This is a genomic window from Chryseobacterium angstadtii (genome assembly GCF_001045465.1).
GTDB lineage: Bacteria > Bacteroidota > Bacteroidia > Flavobacteriales > Weeksellaceae > Chryseobacterium > Chryseobacterium angstadtii.
This window is the reverse complement of the sequence record NZ_LFND01000001.1, coordinates 502396-520782: the sequence shown is the minus strand read 5'-3', so window position 1 is coordinate 520782 and position 18387 is coordinate 502396. Positions and strand designations below refer to the sequence as shown.

Below are 18387 nucleotides of genomic sequence, written 5' to 3'. Positions count from 1 at the left end.
CTTTTTAATAGTTTAGTTTTTCTAAACGGATCTTATTGAATTTTTCTTTTTCGTTATACTCACGGAGAAGAATATACCCTTCTTTTCCTACGTAAGGCGTAACCGCATAATTATCTTTTTCAGAGATTGGAATGATTTCCTGCTTAAATTTCCCATCTATGACTGTGTTGATGAACAGATTCCACTTTTTCTGCTTGGTTGCTTCATCTTTTTGGTAATCACGATAGAAGAATACCACATCTTTGCCGCCGTTAAGGTATTGAGAGAAAAGATAATCGCTGTTCACCCATTTTGTTTTTTCCTTCTCAAAAACCTGGATATTTTTGATCTTGAAATCTTTATCAGTATATACATAAACGAGATCTGTAGTTTTGGGGGCATTATACTGCCCGGCCGGTTTGTATTTTTCAGTGAGAATTCCCACACTTCCGTCATTCATAAAATACATATCCTTTGTTTGCAGCATATAGCCGCTTTCGACCATTCCGTTGGCATTGATCTTGGGAAGATAGGAAGCAAAATCCGGCTTGAAATTAATCGTTTTTGTATCGATGGAAAAGTCAGATTTGTTTACCATCATTCTCGCATAGCCTATAAAATCGTACTTGGCAAAATTTCTTCCCAGAAGGACGATCTTGTCATCAAATGTTTTGTCGTTGTCAAGACTGCTGTCGTAGCCTGAAGAAAAACTGTCGATGAGATCAATAGTCGTATCAGAAAGGCCTGTAATCGGTTTGTTGGCCGTTTCTTTTCCGGTTTTCATATCAATGACAACCAGGCTGAAAGACTTTTTATCATCATCTGCCTTTTTCATAATGCAGTACATGTAGTTTTCATCCCTTTCCAGAACAGATAAGGTAGAAAAAACTTTCTTGTTGCCGTCTGTATTGTATTTATACCTCCAAAGCTCTTTTTTATTATCATCGAACTTAATGATGTTGTTGCTGTTCACATATTTACCGTAGTCTTTATACTCTACGGCAAAATAACCTCCTTCCTTTACTTCTCCTACGGCAGATACATAGTTATAGCCCTTTTCTTTCTTCTCTTCACGGTTTTCCTTACGCTGTGCTTTCCAGTTTTTAGGTTCATTAATTTCCTGGAAAGTTCCGTTTTCAAGATAATCGTAATATACTTTTCTCTTAATAGTATTGGTTTTCGGATCTATTACCATAGAAACAGGAGTGAAAATCTCTCTTGTTTTTACCAGTGAATAATCCATCATGGAAGGCCTTAGAATGATCTGTCCCTTAAAATCAACATAGCCGCGGTAGGAACCTGCTGTAATATCACCTTCAAATTCTTTATTGGCAACAGGGTTGAGGTTTTTATCAAGGATTACATATTCAAATTTCTTGGTTCTGTCGCCCGACTTTCCGTAAGAATAGATGGATACATAGCCGTAAAGATTGTCTTTGTCATCAAACAGGGCGTTCATGCCCACATGGTCTCCGGCAGCAAGTGCTGTAAGGTCCTGAGTCTGGGAATAAGCCAGCATCTGAACCAATCCGAATACCAGTAAACTGAGTTTTTTCATAGTTATTATTTTACCAAAAATAATGAATTAACGAATACCCCGGATAAGTTTCATTTTCTTTATAAATATTTTAAATAAGCCGGAAACCAGGAAAGATTTTATCTGAGGGGAAAAGGGTATTGTGCTGAATTTTTCTAAGAAAAAAAACCTTATAGGTCTCAAAGACCTATAAGGTTTAGAATCTGCGTTATCTGTTTTATCTGCGCGAAAATTTTAAAAGCACGCTGATTGAGCAGATTGCCCAGATTTTATATTGTAAACAAGCAATAAAAAAGCCCCGGATAATGGGGGCTTAGTCTATAGTTTAGAAAGTAAATTTCTGAAGTTTGTTTTCTCGTCGATGATTCGTCTTAGCTCAGAAACAGGAACTCTTTCCTGCTGCATCGTGTCTCTGTCTCTTATCGTTACCGTGTGGTCCGTTAATGAATCGTGGTCGATGGTGATACAGTAAGGAGTACCAATGGCATCCTGTCTTCTGTAACGTTTTCCGATGGCATCTTTTTCTTCGTAGAATAAGTTGAAATCATATTTCAGATCATTGAAGATTTTTTCTGCATACTCAGCTAAACCATCTTTCTTCATTAATGGAAGGATAGCCGCCTTGATTGGTGCCAATGCTGGTGGTAAAGATAGAACTGTTCTTTCTGAACCATCTTCCAGTACTTCGTCTTTCAGGCAGTGAGAGAAGATAGAAAGGAACAATCTGTCTAAACCTACTGAAGTTTCCACCACATAAGGGACATAATTCTCATTTCTTTCAGGATCGAAGAACTGAAGTTTTCTTCCTGAAAACTCTTCATGCGCTTTTAAGTCGAAATCTGTTCTGGAGTGAATACCTTCCAGTTCTTTGAAACCAAACGGGAAATTGAATTCAATATCAGCCGCAGCGTTCGCATAGTGAGCCAATTTCTCATGATCATGGAATCTGTAGTTGTCATCTCCTAAACCTAAAGCACGGTGCCAGTTCAGACGTTTTGTTTTCCACTGCTCGTAGAATTCAAGTTCAGTTCCCGGAGCTACAAAAAACTGCATTTCCATTTGTTCGAATTCACGCATTCTGAAGATAAACTGTCTTGCCACAATTTCATTTCTGAAGGCTTTACCGATTTGTGCAATTCCGAAAGGAAGTTTATGACGTGATGTCTTTTGTACATTCAGGAAATTAACGAAGATACCCTGAGCCGTTTCCGGTCTCAGATAAAGATCCATCGCGCTGTCTGCAGAAGCTCCAAGCTTTGTTCCGAACATCAGGTTGAACTGTCTTACTTCCGTCCAGTTTTTAGAACCGGTGTCAGGATCAGCAATTTCCAATTCTTCAATTAAAGCTTTTACATCAGCAAGGTCTTCATTTTCAAGAGATTTTGCCAGTCTTGAAAGGATTGCTTCTCTTTTTGCACGGTATTCCAAAACTTTTGGATTTGTCGCAACAAACTGAGCTTTATCGAAAGACTCACCGAATCTTTTCGCTGCCTTTTCGATTTCTTTATTCTCTTTATCTTCAATTTTAGCACAGTAATCTTCTACCAAAACGTCTGCTCTGAAACGTTTTTTAGAATCTTTATTGTCAATCAATGGATCGTTGAAAGCGTCTACGTGGCCCGATGCCTTCCATGTAGTTGGGTGCATAAGGATTGCTGAATCAATGCCGACAATATTTTCGTTAAGCTGTACCATAGCTTTCCACCAGTACTGCTTGATATTGTTTTTTAATTCGGCACCATTCTGTCCATAATCATAAACAGCGGATAAACCGTCATAGATCTCACTGGAAGGGAAAATAAAACCATATTCTTTAGCGTGAGAAATCACTTTCTTGAAAACATCTTCTTGCTTTGCCATAATTTTTTTAACGTCTGATGTGCAAAAATATGAATTTGGATTCCAAATTCATGAAATTCAGTAAAAAAAGAGTGTATTAACAGAAAAAACAGGGATTCAGCCAGGTAACATTACTTAAAATTCAACCTGTTGATTCCTTCTTTTACCTTAAGATTTAAGTTTAAATAATAAAAATACGATGTTATATACCCTTGCAGGTTGAACAGATTCAGCCAATTTTAGAAACTATAAGTAACACCAACGCTGTTTCCGCTAAGATCAAGTCTGTACGAAGTTGTTTTTGCAGCATCCGTACCTTCAGCCTGATTCTGCGTATTAATAGCCTTTTTAAGATTTTTTGTCGAGCTTATGGCAAAAGGAATCCCAACTCCGATGGCTCCCAGACCTATTCCTACCAGTCCCCAGCCGCTTTTGTCTTTTTGTTTGATGGCAACACCGTTTTGATAAACCGTTTTTGTCCGGAGTATTTGTTTGGCCAGTCCGAAACCTACCAGACCTCCGCCTATAGCTCCAAAAACCTGCGCTACAGTACCATTAGTATTGGCTTTTTTCATATAGCCCAAAGCTTCAGGATTGGTAAATACCTTTTTGTATTCCGAGAATTTGAATTTCTGATCTCCTTTGATAAAAAATTCACGGTTATTCTTTCCCAGTTTAAGAGAATCTGAAATTTGTGCAGAACCCGAAATAAAGAAAAAGGCCATGAATACAGCCGAAAGTAATAGTTTCATAAGGTAAAATTTTCGCGAAAATAGAAAAATAAAACAGATAACCGCAAAACTTCATTCAAATTTAAAGAGCCGGGAACCTGCTGTACGCTGTATCTTTTGCTCCGCAAAAGGATGCCGCTGCCATCAGGGCTAAATCGGACAAAAATATTTACTTTTGCCCCATGTTAGAAATTCTTTATCGCGACGAACACATTATTGCCATTAATAAACCAAGCGGACTATTGGTTCATAAATCTTTCTATGCGGGAGAAGCCGATACCTACGCTATTCAGGAGTTGAAGAAACAGATTGGACAAAAAGTGTATCCTGTACATCGGTTAGACCGGAAAACTTCAGGTGTTCTGTTGTTTACTTTAGATAAAGATACCCTTAGAATCATGAGCGAACAGTTTTCATCACGCGAAGTGGATAAGAAATATCTGGCCATTCTTCGTGGCTGGACAAAAGAAGAGGAAACAATTGATTATGATTTAATTAATGAAAATGAAGTCAAACAAAATGCCGTTACATACTACCGCCGTTTGCAGACTTCGGAAATAGATTTACCTTTTTTAAAGCATCAGACTTCAAGATATTCTTTGGTAGAAGCAATTCCTGAAACGGGAAGATTTCATCAGTTGAGAAAACATTTTAAACATATTCTGCATCCTATTTTAGGTTGTAGAAAACACGGTTGTAATAAACAGAATAAGTTGTGGCTTCAAACATTTGGCATCAACAAAATGACGCTTCACGCCTATCAATTGATTTTTAATCATCCTGTTTCTAACGAAAGAATGACGATAAATGCAGCTATAGATGATGAGTTCAAAAGAGTAGGGGATATTCTGAAATTTGATCTGAGTTTGTATTCTTAATTTAGGACCAATTTAATTAATAAACCTCCATGTTGGCGATGTAGTCTCCGGAAAGAACCGTGTCAAGGTTTTAAACCTTGACACGGTTAGTTTTACAGTTATAGATGACATTTATAATACATTTTTTGATAAAATATCATAGGTTAATCAAAGGTTAATTTTAAATTGAGTATTTTTGTAAAACTTTTTTTCAATGTACAAATCGCTCATTCGTCCGATTCTTTTCAAATTTGACCCCGAAGATGTTCATCATTTTACATTTTCGATGCTAAAGAATTTTGGATTTCTTACTCAATTATTTTTCCCAAAACCTATTGAAGACAAGCGTCTGGAAAGAGAAGTTTTCGGATTAAAATTTAAAAATCCTGTAGGACTGGCTGCCGGTTTCGATAAAAATGCGGTTTTGTTCAATGAGCTGGGAGATCTAGGTTTTGGATTTGTAGAAATCGGGACGGTAACACCAAGAGCGCAGGTTGGAAATCCCAGAAAAAGATTATTCCGTCTGATCGAAGATGGTGGAATCATCAACAGAATGGGGTTCAACAATGATGGTCTTGAAGCAGCGATCGAAAAACTGAAATCCAACAAAGGAAAAATCATCATCGGAGGAAACATCGGAAAAAATACAGATACAAGCCCCGAAAACTATACCCAGGATTATCTGGACTGTTTTGAAGGACTTCACCCTCATGTAGATTATTTTGTACTGAATGTAAGCTGCCCGAATGTAGGAAGCCACGCCAAACTGGAAGATGTGGAATACCTTCGTGAGCTGATCACGGAAGTAAAGAAAATCAACCAGTCAAAATCTGTACAAAAACCGATACTACTGAAAATAGCTCCGGATCTTAATAACAATCAATTAGACGAAATTGTTGAACTGATTGCAGAAACAAAAATTGACGGTGTGATTGTTTCCAACACCTCTGTGAACCGTGAAGGCCTGAAAACTTCCCCTGAAGTTTTGGAACAGATTGGAAATGGCGGATTGAGCGGAAAACCTATCCGTGAAAGAAGTACAAAAATGATCAAATACCTTTCTGATAAAAGCAACAGAGCGTTCCCGATCATCGGAGTAGGAGGAATTCATTCTGCTAAAGATGCTATGGAAAAACTGGATGCAGGAGCAAGTCTGGTTCAGCTTTACACTGGGTTTATCTACGAAGGCCCGGAACTGATCAATGAAATCAATAAAGAACTTTTAAAAAGAGCGAGTAGATTACCGAGATAATGATCTGAGGCTGGGAAGTTTGAAGCACGGAGAGGTTACATATTAGTACTCAATAGTAACTTCCATTCTCCTCCTTCCAGCTTTTGTCCTCAAATCATTTAGACTTGGTCACAGAAGCATTCTTTTTATCCACGGTTAAAGTGTAGCCGGGAGCAGACTGTGTTTTTTTAATCTTTAGCTGTACCGTTTCGGGATCTTTGGATTTGATCTTCTGGGTATCATAAATGTTTTCCAGACAGCTTTCGGTAAGGAATTCCTCGTAGTTTTTATAATTCCAGTCTTTGGTAAAATACAGAATTCTATAGCCTTTTTCCCCTTCGCTGGCCCCGCATCTTCCGCATGCATTGAAATTCGATGAATGTTCAAAGTACAGCAGGATACGGTTCCCGTTTTCCCCGGAAGCATAGGAAAGCAGCTTATTTCCGCCGTGTTTATTGATGAAATCAAAAGTATTGATCCTTTTATTGTTCGGCAGAATGAGATAGTTATTATACCGGTAAATCATATTATTCCCGGTGAATAGTTTGGACGGCTGGACTTTTTTATCCAGATAAAAACTTCCTGAGATGGTATTTTCTTTGGGATTGTCCTTATCAAATACAATGGATTCTTTTGGAGATAATGCTTCCGCAATTTCAGCCGTTTTTTCCACTTTCTGTGGGGACGTGATTTGTTCTTTTAATACATTAGAATTGAGCTTTTGCTTACTTCCAAAATTATATAAAGACAGTTTCCCGTAGTCATAAACACCAATCAAGGGAATTTTCTTCTGGTATTTATCGTAATAATACCAGCCGTCCACAAAATACTGATACAGGCTGCAATCTGCAATTCCGGAAAAATAAAGCTGTATGGTAACGGGCATTCCTGCAATCTCCCCTTTGAAAACCTGCGAGGAATCTGTCACGGACTTTAATTCAACTTTCTGGCAGAAACAGAGCACAAAAAGAGGGAGGAATAATGTAATAAAAAGTTTTTTCATGGTTTGGTTTTGGTTAGTTTTTAAAGGAAAAAATTGGCGATAGTGTAGATGATAAGTCCTACCAGTCCACCTACAAGTGTTCCATTGACCCGGATAAACTGAAGGTCTTTCCCGACTTCCAATTCCAGCTTTTCGCTCAGTTCTTTACCCTGCCAGTTTCCTACGGTGGAACTGATGAGGTTTCCAAACTGATGGGTGTTTTTAAGAATGTATTTATAAGCCGTCACTCTTACCCAATGATCAATTTTATTCTGAAGATTTTCATCGGTTTTTAAATTTTGAGAAAACTCATTCAGGTTTTTGGAAAGATAGCCTTTTAAAGAAGAGTGTTCGTCCTGAAGCTCCTTCATCAATGTTTTTTTGATAGAAATCCAGATGTCACTGGAATATTCGTCCAGTTTATCACTTTTGAGAAGGCCATTTTTAATGGCTTTAAATTCATCATCCCACTTCGGATCTTCCTTTAGATCTGTAGAAAATTCGTGGATTTTTTGAGTGATCAGATTTCGGATTTCATGTTCTGGATCCTCTTCAATTTCTTTGAAAAAGTCCGAAAGTCCGCTGGCAATTTTATCCGCGATCTTATTATCTACAAAAGAAGGAATAAACGAGTAACTTCCTTTCTGAACACGTTCTTTGATCATTTCATCGTTTTCGATAATATATTCTTTGATCTGCTTGGAAAGATTGGTAACAATTCTCTGATGGTCGTTTTTTTCAAGAATATAGCTGATGCCATTCCCAACCACTTTATTAAGCTTAATGTCATCCGTCATTTCAGAAACCTTTTTACTGATGAATTGGCTTACAGAAGTATCATCAAGCTTATTGAGAATATCCAGAACAATGTCTGAAAGATTCCTGATCAGGATCTCCTGGCTTTTTTCTTTCGCAAGCCATTCTCCTACGAAGTTTGAAATTTTAAGCTTTTGGATATAAGGACGGATATTCTGTGGAGAAAGAAAATTGCTCACCACAAAACTGCCGAGGTTATCCCCCAACCTTTGTTTGCTGTTTTCAATGAGATTGGTATGCGGAATCGGAAGGCCCAGCGGATGACGGAACAAAGCAGTTACAGCAAACCAGTCTGCCAGAGCTCCTACCATGGCCGCTTCTGAAAATGCCCGTACATAGCCTATCCAGTGAGAAGGCATTGATTTCTGAAGGAGGGTTGTAGCGATGAAAATAACGGCCATCAGGACAAATAATCCGGTGGCGAACATTTTATATTTTCTCAGCTGTTTTCTTTTGGCTTCATCATTCATATTCTCAAATTTAGTAAATTTGGTTGTGAAGTCTGATATTTAATATTTAACCACAAAAGTCACAAAAGCTTTCTTAACTAAAGTATTCTAAAGTGTCAAAAAACTTTTGTGACTTTTATAGTTTAGCTTTCAAACTTAATTTCAAAAAATATTTAAATAATTCTTATGGAAAACGAAGCAAAAAACAATCCATACTATTCAAGAACCGATACTGCAAAGCTTGATATTTCCAACGAAGAATGGAAAAAAATCCTTGCTCCCGACTTATATGCGATATCCAGAGAAGCGGCAACGGAAAGAGCTTTTACCGGAAAATATAATGAATTTGATGAGCTCGGAGACTATTACTGTGCCGTTTGCGGGAATCATCTGTTCCGCTCTACTTCAAAATTCAGCAGCAGCTGCGGATGGCCAAGTTTTTTTGAAGCCGATAAAGAAGGGGTTTATTACAAAAGAGATACTGCATACGGAATGGAAAGGGTAGAAGTGCTCTGCAAACGATGTGATTCCCATCTGGGACATGTTTTTGATGACGGTCCAAAGCCTACAGGATTGCGGTATTGCATGAATTCGATCAGCCTGGAATTTGTTGGAGATTCAGAGAAATAAAAAAGACAGCTGTAACGAAAAGTTACAGGTGTCTGTTCATTTAAGAGGAAAGTAAGCCTGCGGCCTTCAGTTTATTTTCGAGGTCTTCCAGTCTTGCCCAGACATCCTGTGCATTTACAGGCGACGGGGGAACAGGAACTGTGAGAGGTGCTGCCTGTGTTCCTACAGGCTTCCATCCGGCAGAGCCTCCACCACTTGCTTTTACCCAAAGCATTGTATTTCCGCCATTATTATTAACATATAAACTTCCCGGATTAGCAGAAACCGTAGGATCCCCAATTCCGGAGAATAGGCCTCTGTCATTTCTGCTGCCATCAGATGTGACCCATCTGATTCCCTGCTCTGCATATATGGAATGGCTGTAGTATCCTTTTCCTTCCCCCGTTACAAAAAATACCTCATTGGGAGTAGGTGTTGATGCATCCAATCCGCTGTAGAGTTTAAGAGATGAAGAAGCTCCGTTTTGTAAGGTCAGTACCGGATTAGCAGAATTAGTTCTTAAAAAATTTCCTGTATTCGTTTCATAAGAATTTTCTTTACCCTGATTGTCTATTGAACTTTCATTAAGTACAAAACCCTTGGAAAGAACTTGGCATCTTATAGAGTGTTCATCCAGTATTATTTTATATTGATGATTTTGTGAGTTCTCCATTCTGGGGCTAACAATTGTGTTACTGTCTCCAGTCATAATTGCAGCTATAGCAGAGACATTGTTGTCCTCAAATGATGGATAAAGAAATCTGTTGTTGTTGTAGGGATGATCATTTAAGGGATTGTGTTTCATCTCTATATTGTAAGTTATCCCATCTGGAAAATCTCTGGTGTGATTAAAAGATCCTCCGTAAAAAGTGTTTTCATTGATATAGCCTGATGTATTTGCCTTTTCAAATTTGAGATTAGTGGTATTGTTGTGCAGATAATTCAGATAAAATGAATTATAGGATATTCCTCCTGCATCATTGTCAGAATAAAATAAAGTACCAATACCAAACCCGGTTACTCTTTTAATTTCAATAGTAGAGAATATAATATTTATTATTTTTATTCCAACAGGATTAGAATAATCTCTTTTTTCAGCAGAGCAATTAAGGCCTTTGATATTAAGTCCGGATAAAGAATTTAAAGCACCGGTTTGAGCTTGTGATCGCCCTATCACAATACCTTCTGTGTTGGTAAAACTAGGAATGGTACTCAGTTGGCCGTCAATGATTATAGTTGTATCATCCGTGACGTCAATAGTAATGGTCTCAGATATCTTATAATCTCCACTGGGAACATACAAAGACTTATAGTTGTATTCTTTTGTAAGTTTAATTGCTTTATTGATGGCTGCGGAGCTATATCCCTTATCAGTACTGGTTCCAAATCTTCTTGCATTAATAGGGTTACCACCCATAAAATCTTCCAGAACATAATAACTTCCGGAATATTCTAAATAAATGACCCCATCAGTACTGTTAATGCTATTGGGAATAGGATTGTTATTATGAAGGAAAGTATTCGTAAGAAAATAATTTAAAGTTTCTTGTGTAGCAGGGTTTAAAAGCTGTAATGGCATATTTTTTTTGTTTTTGGTTATTCTCAAATATAAAAGATTTAGAGTGAAATATTACCAAATTATTCACCAAATCAGGAAGTTAAAGTTTCTTAAATTCAGTTAAACTTTCCGGATTTATAACAGGCTGGTAATTATGTTTTTATAATTTTGCCTCACTAATTTGGAATTTAATAGTATTGAATGAGAGGAATTTATAGTGTATTAGGCCTGATTTATATGGTCACGACTTCATTCTATCTTTCGCCGAGAAAGGCCGTAAAAGCAGAGAATGGAAACGCAACGAAAATTGAAAAAGTTGCAGATACGAAATCTGAGAAGACTACAGCTCTTGCATCTTCATCAGAAGAATTGTACAAATCAATTTCATTTGATCCTGAGCATGAATTGAATTACGAAGTATTCTCAAAAGCACTGACAGGATTCGAAAATCTAAAAAAAGCAGGATTGCTGAACCAAGATTCGCATTTATTAACTATCTGCGATTTTTCTATGTCTTCAAATACAAAAAGACTCTGGGTAATTGACACGGAAGAGAAAAAGGTACTGTTCAATTCACTGGTAGCACACGGAAAAAATACAGGCGAAGAATTTGCGACGAATTTTTCTAATACGGAAAGTTCGCTGCAGAGCAGTCTTGGATTTTATATCACGGATGCCACTTACCAGGGAGACAACGGATATTCTCTGAAACTGCTGGGAATGGATAAAGGATTTAATGATGCAGCCTACAGAAGAGCTATTGTAATGCACGGAGCAGATTATGTGAGTGATGAATTTGCATCCATGCACAAAAGAATCGGACGAAGCTGGGGATGTCCGGCAGTGCCAAGAGCATTGACACAGCCTATCATTAATACGATAAAAGGAAGAAATTGCCTTTTCATCTATTATCCCGATCAAAAATACCTTTCCTCCTCGGAATGGTTGAAAGCATAAAGTATAAAAGCAGTCTGATCCAGGCTGCTTTTTTATTGTAAATAGGGCAGAATACAGAACAATGTAAAAAAAATCAACCACAAAAGTCACAAAAGTTTTAACGCCATCAGTTAATTTGAAGTTTAAAATCCTTCTGCAAAAAGTACACTGAAGTTTTATAAAAAATCCAAGATTTTATTTAGAATGATAAAGAAATCTGCATAATCCGCAGAATCTGCGAGAGCTTAAAAATTCCATATCAATATCCGTGCTTCTCTGTAAAATCCATGGTTAAAAAAGAATATTTTCAACCACAAAAGGCACAAAAGATATTGATGCTTAATTGATTTGAAGTTAAAAGCTTAACGAAAAAAAGAACACATAAGGTTAAAAGAAAATCAAAGATTTTTACAATGAATAATATACACAAACATCTGTGAAAATTTGTGCAATCCGTGGTTAAAGTATTCTCCACAATAAAAAATCCCTGTGCTTTATGGTACAGGGATTTTAGTAGTATATTCTAAGACTAGCTGAATTTCTTGAAAACCAAAGTAGCATTATGCCCTCCGAATCCAAAAGCATTACTCAGCGCAAAATTGATCTCTTTTTCTTTAGCCTCTCCAAAAACGATGTTCACGTCCTTCGGAATGTTTTCGTCTATATGATGAAGGTTAATCGTAGGAGGAATAATTCCCTTTTCTACAGCCTTAATCGAAAGAATCGCTTCTGCAGCCCCGGCAGCACCCAATAAATGCCCCGTCATAGACTTGGTAGCACTGATATCAAGTTTTTTGCTTCCCCCGAATAATTGGCTGATTGCTTTTAACTCTATAAGATCTCCAAGCGGAGTAGAAGTGGCATGAGGGTTAAGATAATCAAGATCTTCTAAATTGGCTCCGGCCTCCTTCATCGCAAGCTTCATCGCTTTAATAGCACTTACTCCGTCCGGATGAGGAGCGGTCATGTGATAAGCATCAGCAGTCATTGCGGCGCCGGCAAGTTCTGCATATATTTTGGCACCTCTTGCTTTGGCGTGTTCATATTCTTCAAGAACTAAAGCTCCCGCACCTTCACCCATTACAAAACCATCTCTGTCTACATCATAAGGACGGCTTGCAGTCGCAAAATCATCATTTCTTGTAGACATGGCTTTCATAATAGAGAAGCCACCGATAGAAGCAGGAGTAATGGCAGCCTCAGAACCACCGCTGATAATTACTTTTGCTTTTCCGAGACGGATATAATTAAATGCATCCATCAGAGCCGTATTTCCGGTCGCACATGCAGAAATGGTCGTGTAATTGATTCCTTGCAGACCAAATTTCATAGAAATCATACCCGACGCCATGTTGGCGATGAATTTAGGAACAAAGAAAGGATTGAACCTCGGGGTTCCGTCACCGTCTGCAAAATTCATAACTTCCCCTTCAAAAGTAACCATACCTCCCTGTCCGGTTCCCCAGATCACTCCGGTATCAAACGGATCCATTTTTTCCAGTTCCAGTCCGGAATCCTGAAGAGCTTCCGTAGAAGCATACATGGCATATTGTGAAAAAAGGTCGCTCCTTTTTATTTCGTTATGGGTAAGATGAACTTTCGGATCAAAATTTTTCACCTCACAGGCGAAATGTACTTTAAATTTTTCCGAATCAAAATGAGTAATTAAACCAGCTCCACTGATCCCGTTAATACTGTTTTGCCAAAAATCTTCGACATTGTTCCCCAAAGGCGTCACTGCGCCCAGTCCTGTAATGACAACTCTTTTCATATCTAGTTATTAATTTTGAATAGATTAGAGGTTCCCCTGGCAATCAGTCTTGTTTTGTCTGCGTTCCATATCTCGCATTGAGCATTGACAAACTGCCTGCCTCTTTTTATAATTTTTGTTTCGGCTACAATATTATCATTTTCTTTTGCAGTTGAAAAATAATCAATCACATTATTGATGGTTGTTATGAAAGAATTTTCATTTAAGGAGAACATCGTGGCTCCAATAATGTCGTCTACAATGGCTGCTGTTACACCACCATGAAGATTTCCGATGGGATTGAGCCATTCAGCCCTTACCTTATACTGAAACTCCAGATGTCCCTCTTCTACCGAAAGAACAATCGGGTTGAGCCATTTCATAAACGGCGATGGCGACTGATCAAATTCCTTTCCGATAAATTGCTGAAGCTGTACTAATCTGTCCATATATCTGTTTTATTTTTCTAAAATCATAGTTACGCCTTGCCCGCGTGCGGCACAAATAGAGATATACCCTTTTCCGCTTCCTTTTTCATGGAGCAGTTTGGCAAGGGTCCCGATAATTCTTCCGCCCGTTGCGGCAAAAGGATGGGCTACTGCAAGACTTCCGCCTTTTACATTCAGTTTATTCCGGTCGATTTTTCCTAAAGCTTTTTCCAGTCCGAATTTTTTAGCCAGCTCATCATTTTCCCAAATTTTAATAGTAGCGAGGACCTGAGCGGCAAATGCTTCATGGATTTCATAATAATCAAAGTCTTCCAAGCTCATTCCGGCTTTCTTCAGCATTCTGTCAGCAGCGAAAACAGGAGCCAACAGTAAATTTTGCTTATTTTCCACATATTCAATTCCTGCAACTTCTGAAAAGGTGATGTACGCTAAAATGGGAAGATTATTGGCCTGAGCCCATTCTTCACTGGCTAATAATATGGATGAAGCTCCATCAGTAAATGGTGTTGAATTTCCGGCCGTCAAAGTTCCGTTTGCCTTATCAAAAGCAGGTTTTAGCTGAGATAACTTTTCAAGACTTGTATCTCTTCGGAGGTTGTTGTCCTGCTGTAAACCGAAAGCAGGAATAATCATATCATCAAAAAAACCTTCGTCATAGGCCTTTGCCATATTCTGATGACTTTTTAAAGCCAATTCATCCTGTTCTTCACGGGAGATGTGATAATATTTTGCTGTAATTTCGGTGTGTCCGCCCATGACCAGACCTGTTTTAGGCTCCTGTCCTTTGTATGGAATAGGCATCCAGTCTTTCAGTCTTGGGGTGAGCAGCTGTTTTAGCTTTCCAAATGCTGATTTTTCTTTATTGGCTTTTAGCAGGGCTTTTCTTAGTTCCGGTGCAGATTCAAACGGAATATTACTCATGGCTTCAACACCACAGGCAATACCGCTTTCAATTTGGCCTAATGCAATTTTATTTCCGATGTAAACGGCGGCCTCAATTCCGGTATCACAGGCCTGCTGAAGATCACAAGCCGGTGTTGCCGGATCAAGAGCAGTATTCATAACAGATTCTCTGATGAGGTTACTTTCTGAAATATGTTTGATGACAGCACCTCCGGCCACTTCGCCAAGAAGTTTTCCCTGCAGTTGATACTTATTGATGAGCCCGTTGAGAGAAGCTTCCAAAAGCTCCTGATTACCCAGATCTGCATAAGCTGTATTGATTCTTGCAAAAGGAATCCGGCTGTATCCTACGATAGCTACTTTTTTTGTTTCCATATTGAAATATTTAGGAAGGAAGTATGTTGAGTTCTTTGTTGATCATGAATAATATCCTGTCTAAAGCCAGATGCAGATAGCTTTCGTCTTCTGTGGTTTTGGCGAGCAGTATTCCGCCTTCTACCAGCATAATAAAAAGAGAGCCGTATTCATCAGCATTTAAATCCGGCTGTATTTCTCCGGTTTTCTGTCCTTCTTCAATAACGTCTGCTATTTTTTTGATCCAGCCTTCAAAAGATTGTGTCACCTGTTTTTTCAGCCCCGGAAAAGTATCGTCAGCTTCTGTTGCGGCATTCATTAAAGGGCAGCCGCCATTTTCAAATACCGTTTTCCAGTTTTTTCTGTAGAAATTCACAAAAGCATTCAGTTTATCAATGGTGCTTGGAAATTCGTCCCCTAAAGAACGGTTCATATTCTTAGCTAAAAGACTTGAATTATATTTGTAGACTTCAAGTGCCACTTCATTTTTATTTCCAAAGTTTCCATATATGCTTCCTTTTGTGAGGCCTGTAGCTTCTGTAATATCTGATAAAGACGTAGCCATATAGCCTTTGGTATTGAACAAAGAAGCTGTTTTCTCAATAATGAACTGTTTTGTCTTTTCTGCTTTTGACATTTAAATGTTTAATTTCCTTACAAATATACAAAAAATATACCGATCGGTATATTTTAATTGTGAAGCTTTTTTAAAACCTCTGTTTTTGTTGAGTCGTAAAAAAAAACTGATGAAAAATCTGCTAGATTCGCATAATCTGCTGGAAAAGAATTAACCCATTAAGTTTTTTTTAAGCATTGAAGAATAGTTAAGAATCCGCCAGCGGATGTAAAAAGCTGTACCTAAAAAACTTAATGGTTCAGATAAAGAATTTTTATATAATTAAGCTAAAGTAGCATTCAGCGTAATTTCAAAGTTGAAAGCCGCACTTACCGGGCAACCTTCTTCAGCTATTTTCGCATATTTCTGGAAATCTTCTTCGGAAATTCCCGGAACTTTTGCTGTTAAAGTCAATTCAGATTTTGTAATTTTTCCTATGCTTGGGTCAAGAGTAATCACAGAAGTGGTTTTTAATTCTTCAGGAGTAAAACCTGCCTGGGAAAGCTCTGCACTTAGCTTCATAGTGAAACAACCCGCATGCGCTGCAGCCAGCAATTCTTCAGGATTAGTTCCCACTCCGTCTGCAAATCGGCTGTTGAAAGAATACTGAGTTTCATTTAAAGTGGTACTTTGAGTGGTTAAATGTCCTTTACCTTCTTTGATGTTACCGTTCCAAACGGCTGTTGCGTTACGTCTCATAATGTTTGTTTTTTGTTGTTTTTAATATGTTGATTTTGATGTTACAAATATATGGTGGTTAAAAGCTGTATTCAATAGATAAAAAGACTTATATATTGTACTTTTTTCCCGAAGAGTAATTTTTTTTGAAATTAGAAGGGGTGCTTCCCGTTTTATTAGTGAACAGTCTGTTAAAATAAGCCGGGTCTTCATAACCAAGATCATAAGCCACCTCTTTAACCGGTTTGTCAGTATAAAAAAGCAGTCTTTTAGCTTCCAGAAGGATTCTGTTGATGATCAACTGATTCGGAGAATCTATATTCAGGTTTTTAAACTTATGGGTTAAAGTTTTGGGAGCCATATGAAGAAGTTCCGCATAATCTGCCACATTGTGTTTTTCCCTGAAGTGAATTTCCAGATACCTGCTGAAATCTCTGAAAACATCCAGCTCGCTGCCTGGTATTTTTATATGATCATTATCCAGATGCTGTTTTTTCCAGTTTCTGGTGGCACGAATAATGATTTGCTTTACGTACGTCCGGATCATTTCCTCCGCAGAGGAATCTTTCCATTCCAGCTCATCTTTTATATGTTGGAATAAATTTTTAATATCGGAAGTTTCTGCATCGGTAAGTTCTACGAAAGGTATTTCAAATACATTATGGAAAAGGAGCCCGTCGCAGGCCACTTCTTTGTCGTGGATCTGGATGCAGTAGAAATCACGGTTATAGTAGAGAAGCATAGCGTTTTCTTTTCCTTTTTCTACTTTAAGATTTTGAGTAGTGAGAAAAAAGAGTGAGGGCTTTGAAACTTTATAATGATTGAAATCTACCGTAAGTTCATAGCCTTCCGGGACGAAAAGAATTTTAATAGTATACCTGAATGGCGTTCCATTGATACTTTCCAGATTTTCTTCGGAGAATATTTCAAGTCCGAGTTTTTTATAATGGTCTTCAAAAATAAGCTGCTTCGGCATACAATTACTTTAGTTGAAAGATACAAAAAAGAAGGTTTTCAGCCTATTAATAAATAAAACCTGACTGCATTAATATATTTTTATACAATCAATTGAATTTCTATTATCCATTTTATCTATTGGTTTAATTTTTTTATATAAAAATCATAGAAAAAATAAAAATTATATATTAGTGGATTGGTTTTTTATCAATTTTGTAAAAAGTACCGTATTGAATGATAATTTTAATTTCTTCAAAGATTAGATGAGTAAGCTAGAAAATATTTTGAGAGAAATCACGCCGTTATCTCCTGAGGACAGTTTTCTTGTGTTCGACAGGATCAAGGCATCTTTTGATTTTCCGTACCATTATCACCCGGAAATCGAAATCAATTTTATTAGTAAGGGAAAAGGATACCGCCGGATGATTGGAGATCATACAGGAGAAATAGGAGATATAGAGCTGGTTTTGGTAGGCCCCAATCTGCCCCATTGCTGGGCGAATCATAAATGTAAAACTAGGAAAACACACGAGATTACAGTACAGTTTAATCAGGATTTCTTTAACCAGTCATTAATGGATAAAAACATCCTGAAACCTATCAGCAACCTCATGAAGGACTCGATTCGGGGAATTTTATTTTCGCAGGAAACTGCTGAAAAGCTAAAAGACTCCTTTCTCAATTTATCTAAAATGAGCAGTTTTGAATCTTTTATCGAGATCATGAAAATTCTTAATGAACTGGCCATTGCAGAAGATAAAACACTTTTATCCTCCTACAGCATAGAGCTTGAAACCTTTGCAGATAATGATAAAATGAAAATTGTGCATGACTTTGTCCATAAAAACTTTGAAAGCAAAATCACACTGCATGATGCTGCCTCGCTGATTAATATGAGCAGTGTAACTTTCAACCGGTTTATCAAAAAAAGAACAGGTAAGACTTTTGTGAATTATCTGAACGAAATAAGGATCAGCTATGCAGCAAGATGGTTAATGGAGAAGAATCTGACCGTTTTTGAGACGGCTTTTGAAGCTGGGTTTAATAATATTGCCAATTTTAATAAGGTGTTTAAATCGATTAAAAAAACAACACCCACTGAATTTAAAGAATTATTTAAAGGCGTGAAAAAAATCGAGTAACGTTTTTTAAATTA

17 protein-coding genes are annotated in these 18387 nt (G+C 37.6%); 5 read left to right on the top strand and 12 right to left on the bottom strand.

Annotated elements, in window-relative coordinates; all coding sequences use genetic code 11:
• Positions 1 to 4 precede the first annotated feature (4 nt).
• From ACM46_RS02250 to ACM46_RS02240, 3 genes are all read right to left on the bottom strand, one after another.
• A complete protein-coding gene (locus ACM46_RS02250; RefSeq protein ID WP_048504980.1) occupies positions 5 to 1537 on the bottom strand; it encodes a hypothetical protein in 1533 nt (510 codons plus the stop codon).
• 297 nt (positions 1538 to 1834) lie between these two features.
• Complete coding sequence (locus tag ACM46_RS02245) at positions 1835 to 3376, bottom strand: glycine--tRNA ligase (protein WP_048504979.1); 1542 nt, start codon at positions 3374 to 3376, stop codon at positions 1835 to 1837.
• Between the two features lie 218 nt (positions 3377 to 3594).
• Positions 3595 to 4107, bottom strand: a complete 513-nt coding sequence (locus ACM46_RS02240) for a hypothetical protein (protein ID WP_131707527.1) — start codon at positions 4105 to 4107, stop codon at positions 3595 to 3597.
• 161 nt (positions 4108 to 4268) lie between these two features.
• Between ACM46_RS02240 and ACM46_RS02235 the strand changes: the two genes are divergently transcribed.
• Both ACM46_RS02235 and ACM46_RS02230 read left to right on the top strand, forming a co-directional pair.
• A complete protein-coding gene (locus tag ACM46_RS02235; protein WP_048504977.1) occupies positions 4269 to 4964 on the top strand; it encodes a pseudouridine synthase in 696 nt (231 codons plus the stop codon).
• A 193-nt stretch (positions 4965 to 5157) separates the two neighbouring features.
• The gene (locus ACM46_RS02230) at positions 5158 to 6195 is read left to right on the top strand and encodes a quinone-dependent dihydroorotate dehydrogenase (protein WP_048504976.1); all 1038 of its coding nucleotides are present in this window, start codon (positions 5158 to 5160) and stop codon (positions 6193 to 6195) included.
• A 94-nt stretch (positions 6196 to 6289) separates the two neighbouring features.
• Here ACM46_RS02230 and ACM46_RS02225 read toward each other — a convergent pair whose 3' ends face one another.
• Together ACM46_RS02225 and ACM46_RS02220 are read right to left on the bottom strand one after the other, a co-directional pair.
• Positions 6290 to 7177, bottom strand: coding sequence for a hypothetical protein (locus ACM46_RS02225; protein ID WP_048504975.1), 888 nt, complete (start codon positions 7175 to 7177; stop codon positions 6290 to 6292).
• 20 nt (positions 7178 to 7197) lie between these two features.
• Positions 7198 to 8442 (bottom strand): DUF445 domain-containing protein, encoded by a 1245-nt coding sequence (locus ACM46_RS02220; RefSeq protein ID WP_048504974.1) that lies wholly within the window; start codon positions 8440 to 8442, stop codon positions 7198 to 7200.
• 165 nt (positions 8443 to 8607) lie between these two features.
• Here ACM46_RS02220 and msrB point away from each other — a divergent pair, with 165 nt between their 5' ends.
• A complete protein-coding gene (gene msrB, locus ACM46_RS02215; protein ID WP_048504973.1) occupies positions 8608 to 9051 on the top strand; it encodes a peptide-methionine (R)-S-oxide reductase MsrB in 444 nt (147 codons plus the stop codon).
• Positions 9052 to 9091: 40 nt separating this feature from the next.
• Here the strand turns inward: msrB and ACM46_RS02210 are convergent, their stop codons facing one another.
• Positions 9092 to 10609 carry a hypothetical protein gene (locus tag ACM46_RS02210; protein WP_131707526.1) on the bottom strand — a complete coding sequence of 506 codons (1518 nt, stop codon included), beginning with the start codon at positions 10607 to 10609 and terminating at the stop codon, positions 9092 to 9094.
• A gap of 180 nt (positions 10610 to 10789) precedes the next feature.
• Here ACM46_RS02210 and ACM46_RS02205 point away from each other — a divergent pair, with 180 nt between their 5' ends.
• Complete coding sequence (locus ACM46_RS02205; RefSeq protein ID WP_048504971.1) at positions 10790 to 11545, top strand: murein L,D-transpeptidase catalytic domain family protein; 756 nt, start codon at positions 10790 to 10792, stop codon at positions 11543 to 11545.
• A gap of 508 nt (positions 11546 to 12053) precedes the next feature.
• Here the strand turns inward: ACM46_RS02205 and fabF are convergent.
• From fabF to ACM46_RS02175, 6 genes are all read right to left on the bottom strand, one after another.
• The gene (gene fabF / locus ACM46_RS02200) at positions 12054 to 13295 is read right to left on the bottom strand and encodes a beta-ketoacyl-ACP synthase II (protein WP_048504970.1); all 1242 of its coding nucleotides are present in this window, start codon (positions 13293 to 13295) and stop codon (positions 12054 to 12056) included.
• 2 nt (positions 13296 to 13297) lie between these two features.
• On the bottom strand, positions 13298 to 13723 hold the full coding sequence (locus tag ACM46_RS02195; RefSeq protein ID WP_048504969.1) for a PaaI family thioesterase: 426 nt from the start codon (positions 13721 to 13723) through the stop codon (positions 13298 to 13300).
• Between the two features lie 9 nt (positions 13724 to 13732).
• Positions 13733 to 15001 carry an acetyl-CoA C-acetyltransferase gene (locus tag ACM46_RS02190; protein ID WP_048504968.1) on the bottom strand — a complete coding sequence of 423 codons (1269 nt, stop codon included), beginning with the start codon at positions 14999 to 15001 and terminating at the stop codon, positions 13733 to 13735.
• A gap of 10 nt (positions 15002 to 15011) precedes the next feature.
• On the bottom strand, positions 15012 to 15617 hold the full coding sequence (locus ACM46_RS02185) for a TetR/AcrR family transcriptional regulator (protein ID WP_048504967.1): 606 nt from the start codon (positions 15615 to 15617) through the stop codon (positions 15012 to 15014).
• Between the two features lie 261 nt (positions 15618 to 15878).
• On the bottom strand, positions 15879 to 16295 hold the full coding sequence (locus tag ACM46_RS02180) for an OsmC family protein (protein WP_048504966.1): 417 nt from the start codon (positions 16293 to 16295) through the stop codon (positions 15879 to 15881).
• A gap of 88 nt (positions 16296 to 16383) precedes the next feature.
• Positions 16384 to 17250, bottom strand: a complete 867-nt coding sequence (locus ACM46_RS02175) for a helix-turn-helix domain-containing protein (RefSeq protein ID WP_048504965.1) — start codon at positions 17248 to 17250, stop codon at positions 16384 to 16386.
• Positions 17251 to 17494: 244 nt separating this feature from the next.
• Here ACM46_RS02175 and ACM46_RS02170 point away from each other — a divergent pair, with 244 nt between their 5' ends.
• Positions 17495 to 18373 (top strand): AraC family transcriptional regulator, encoded by an 879-nt coding sequence (locus tag ACM46_RS02170; protein ID WP_048504964.1) that lies wholly within the window; start codon positions 17495 to 17497, stop codon positions 18371 to 18373.
• Positions 18374 to 18387 lie beyond the last annotated feature (14 nt).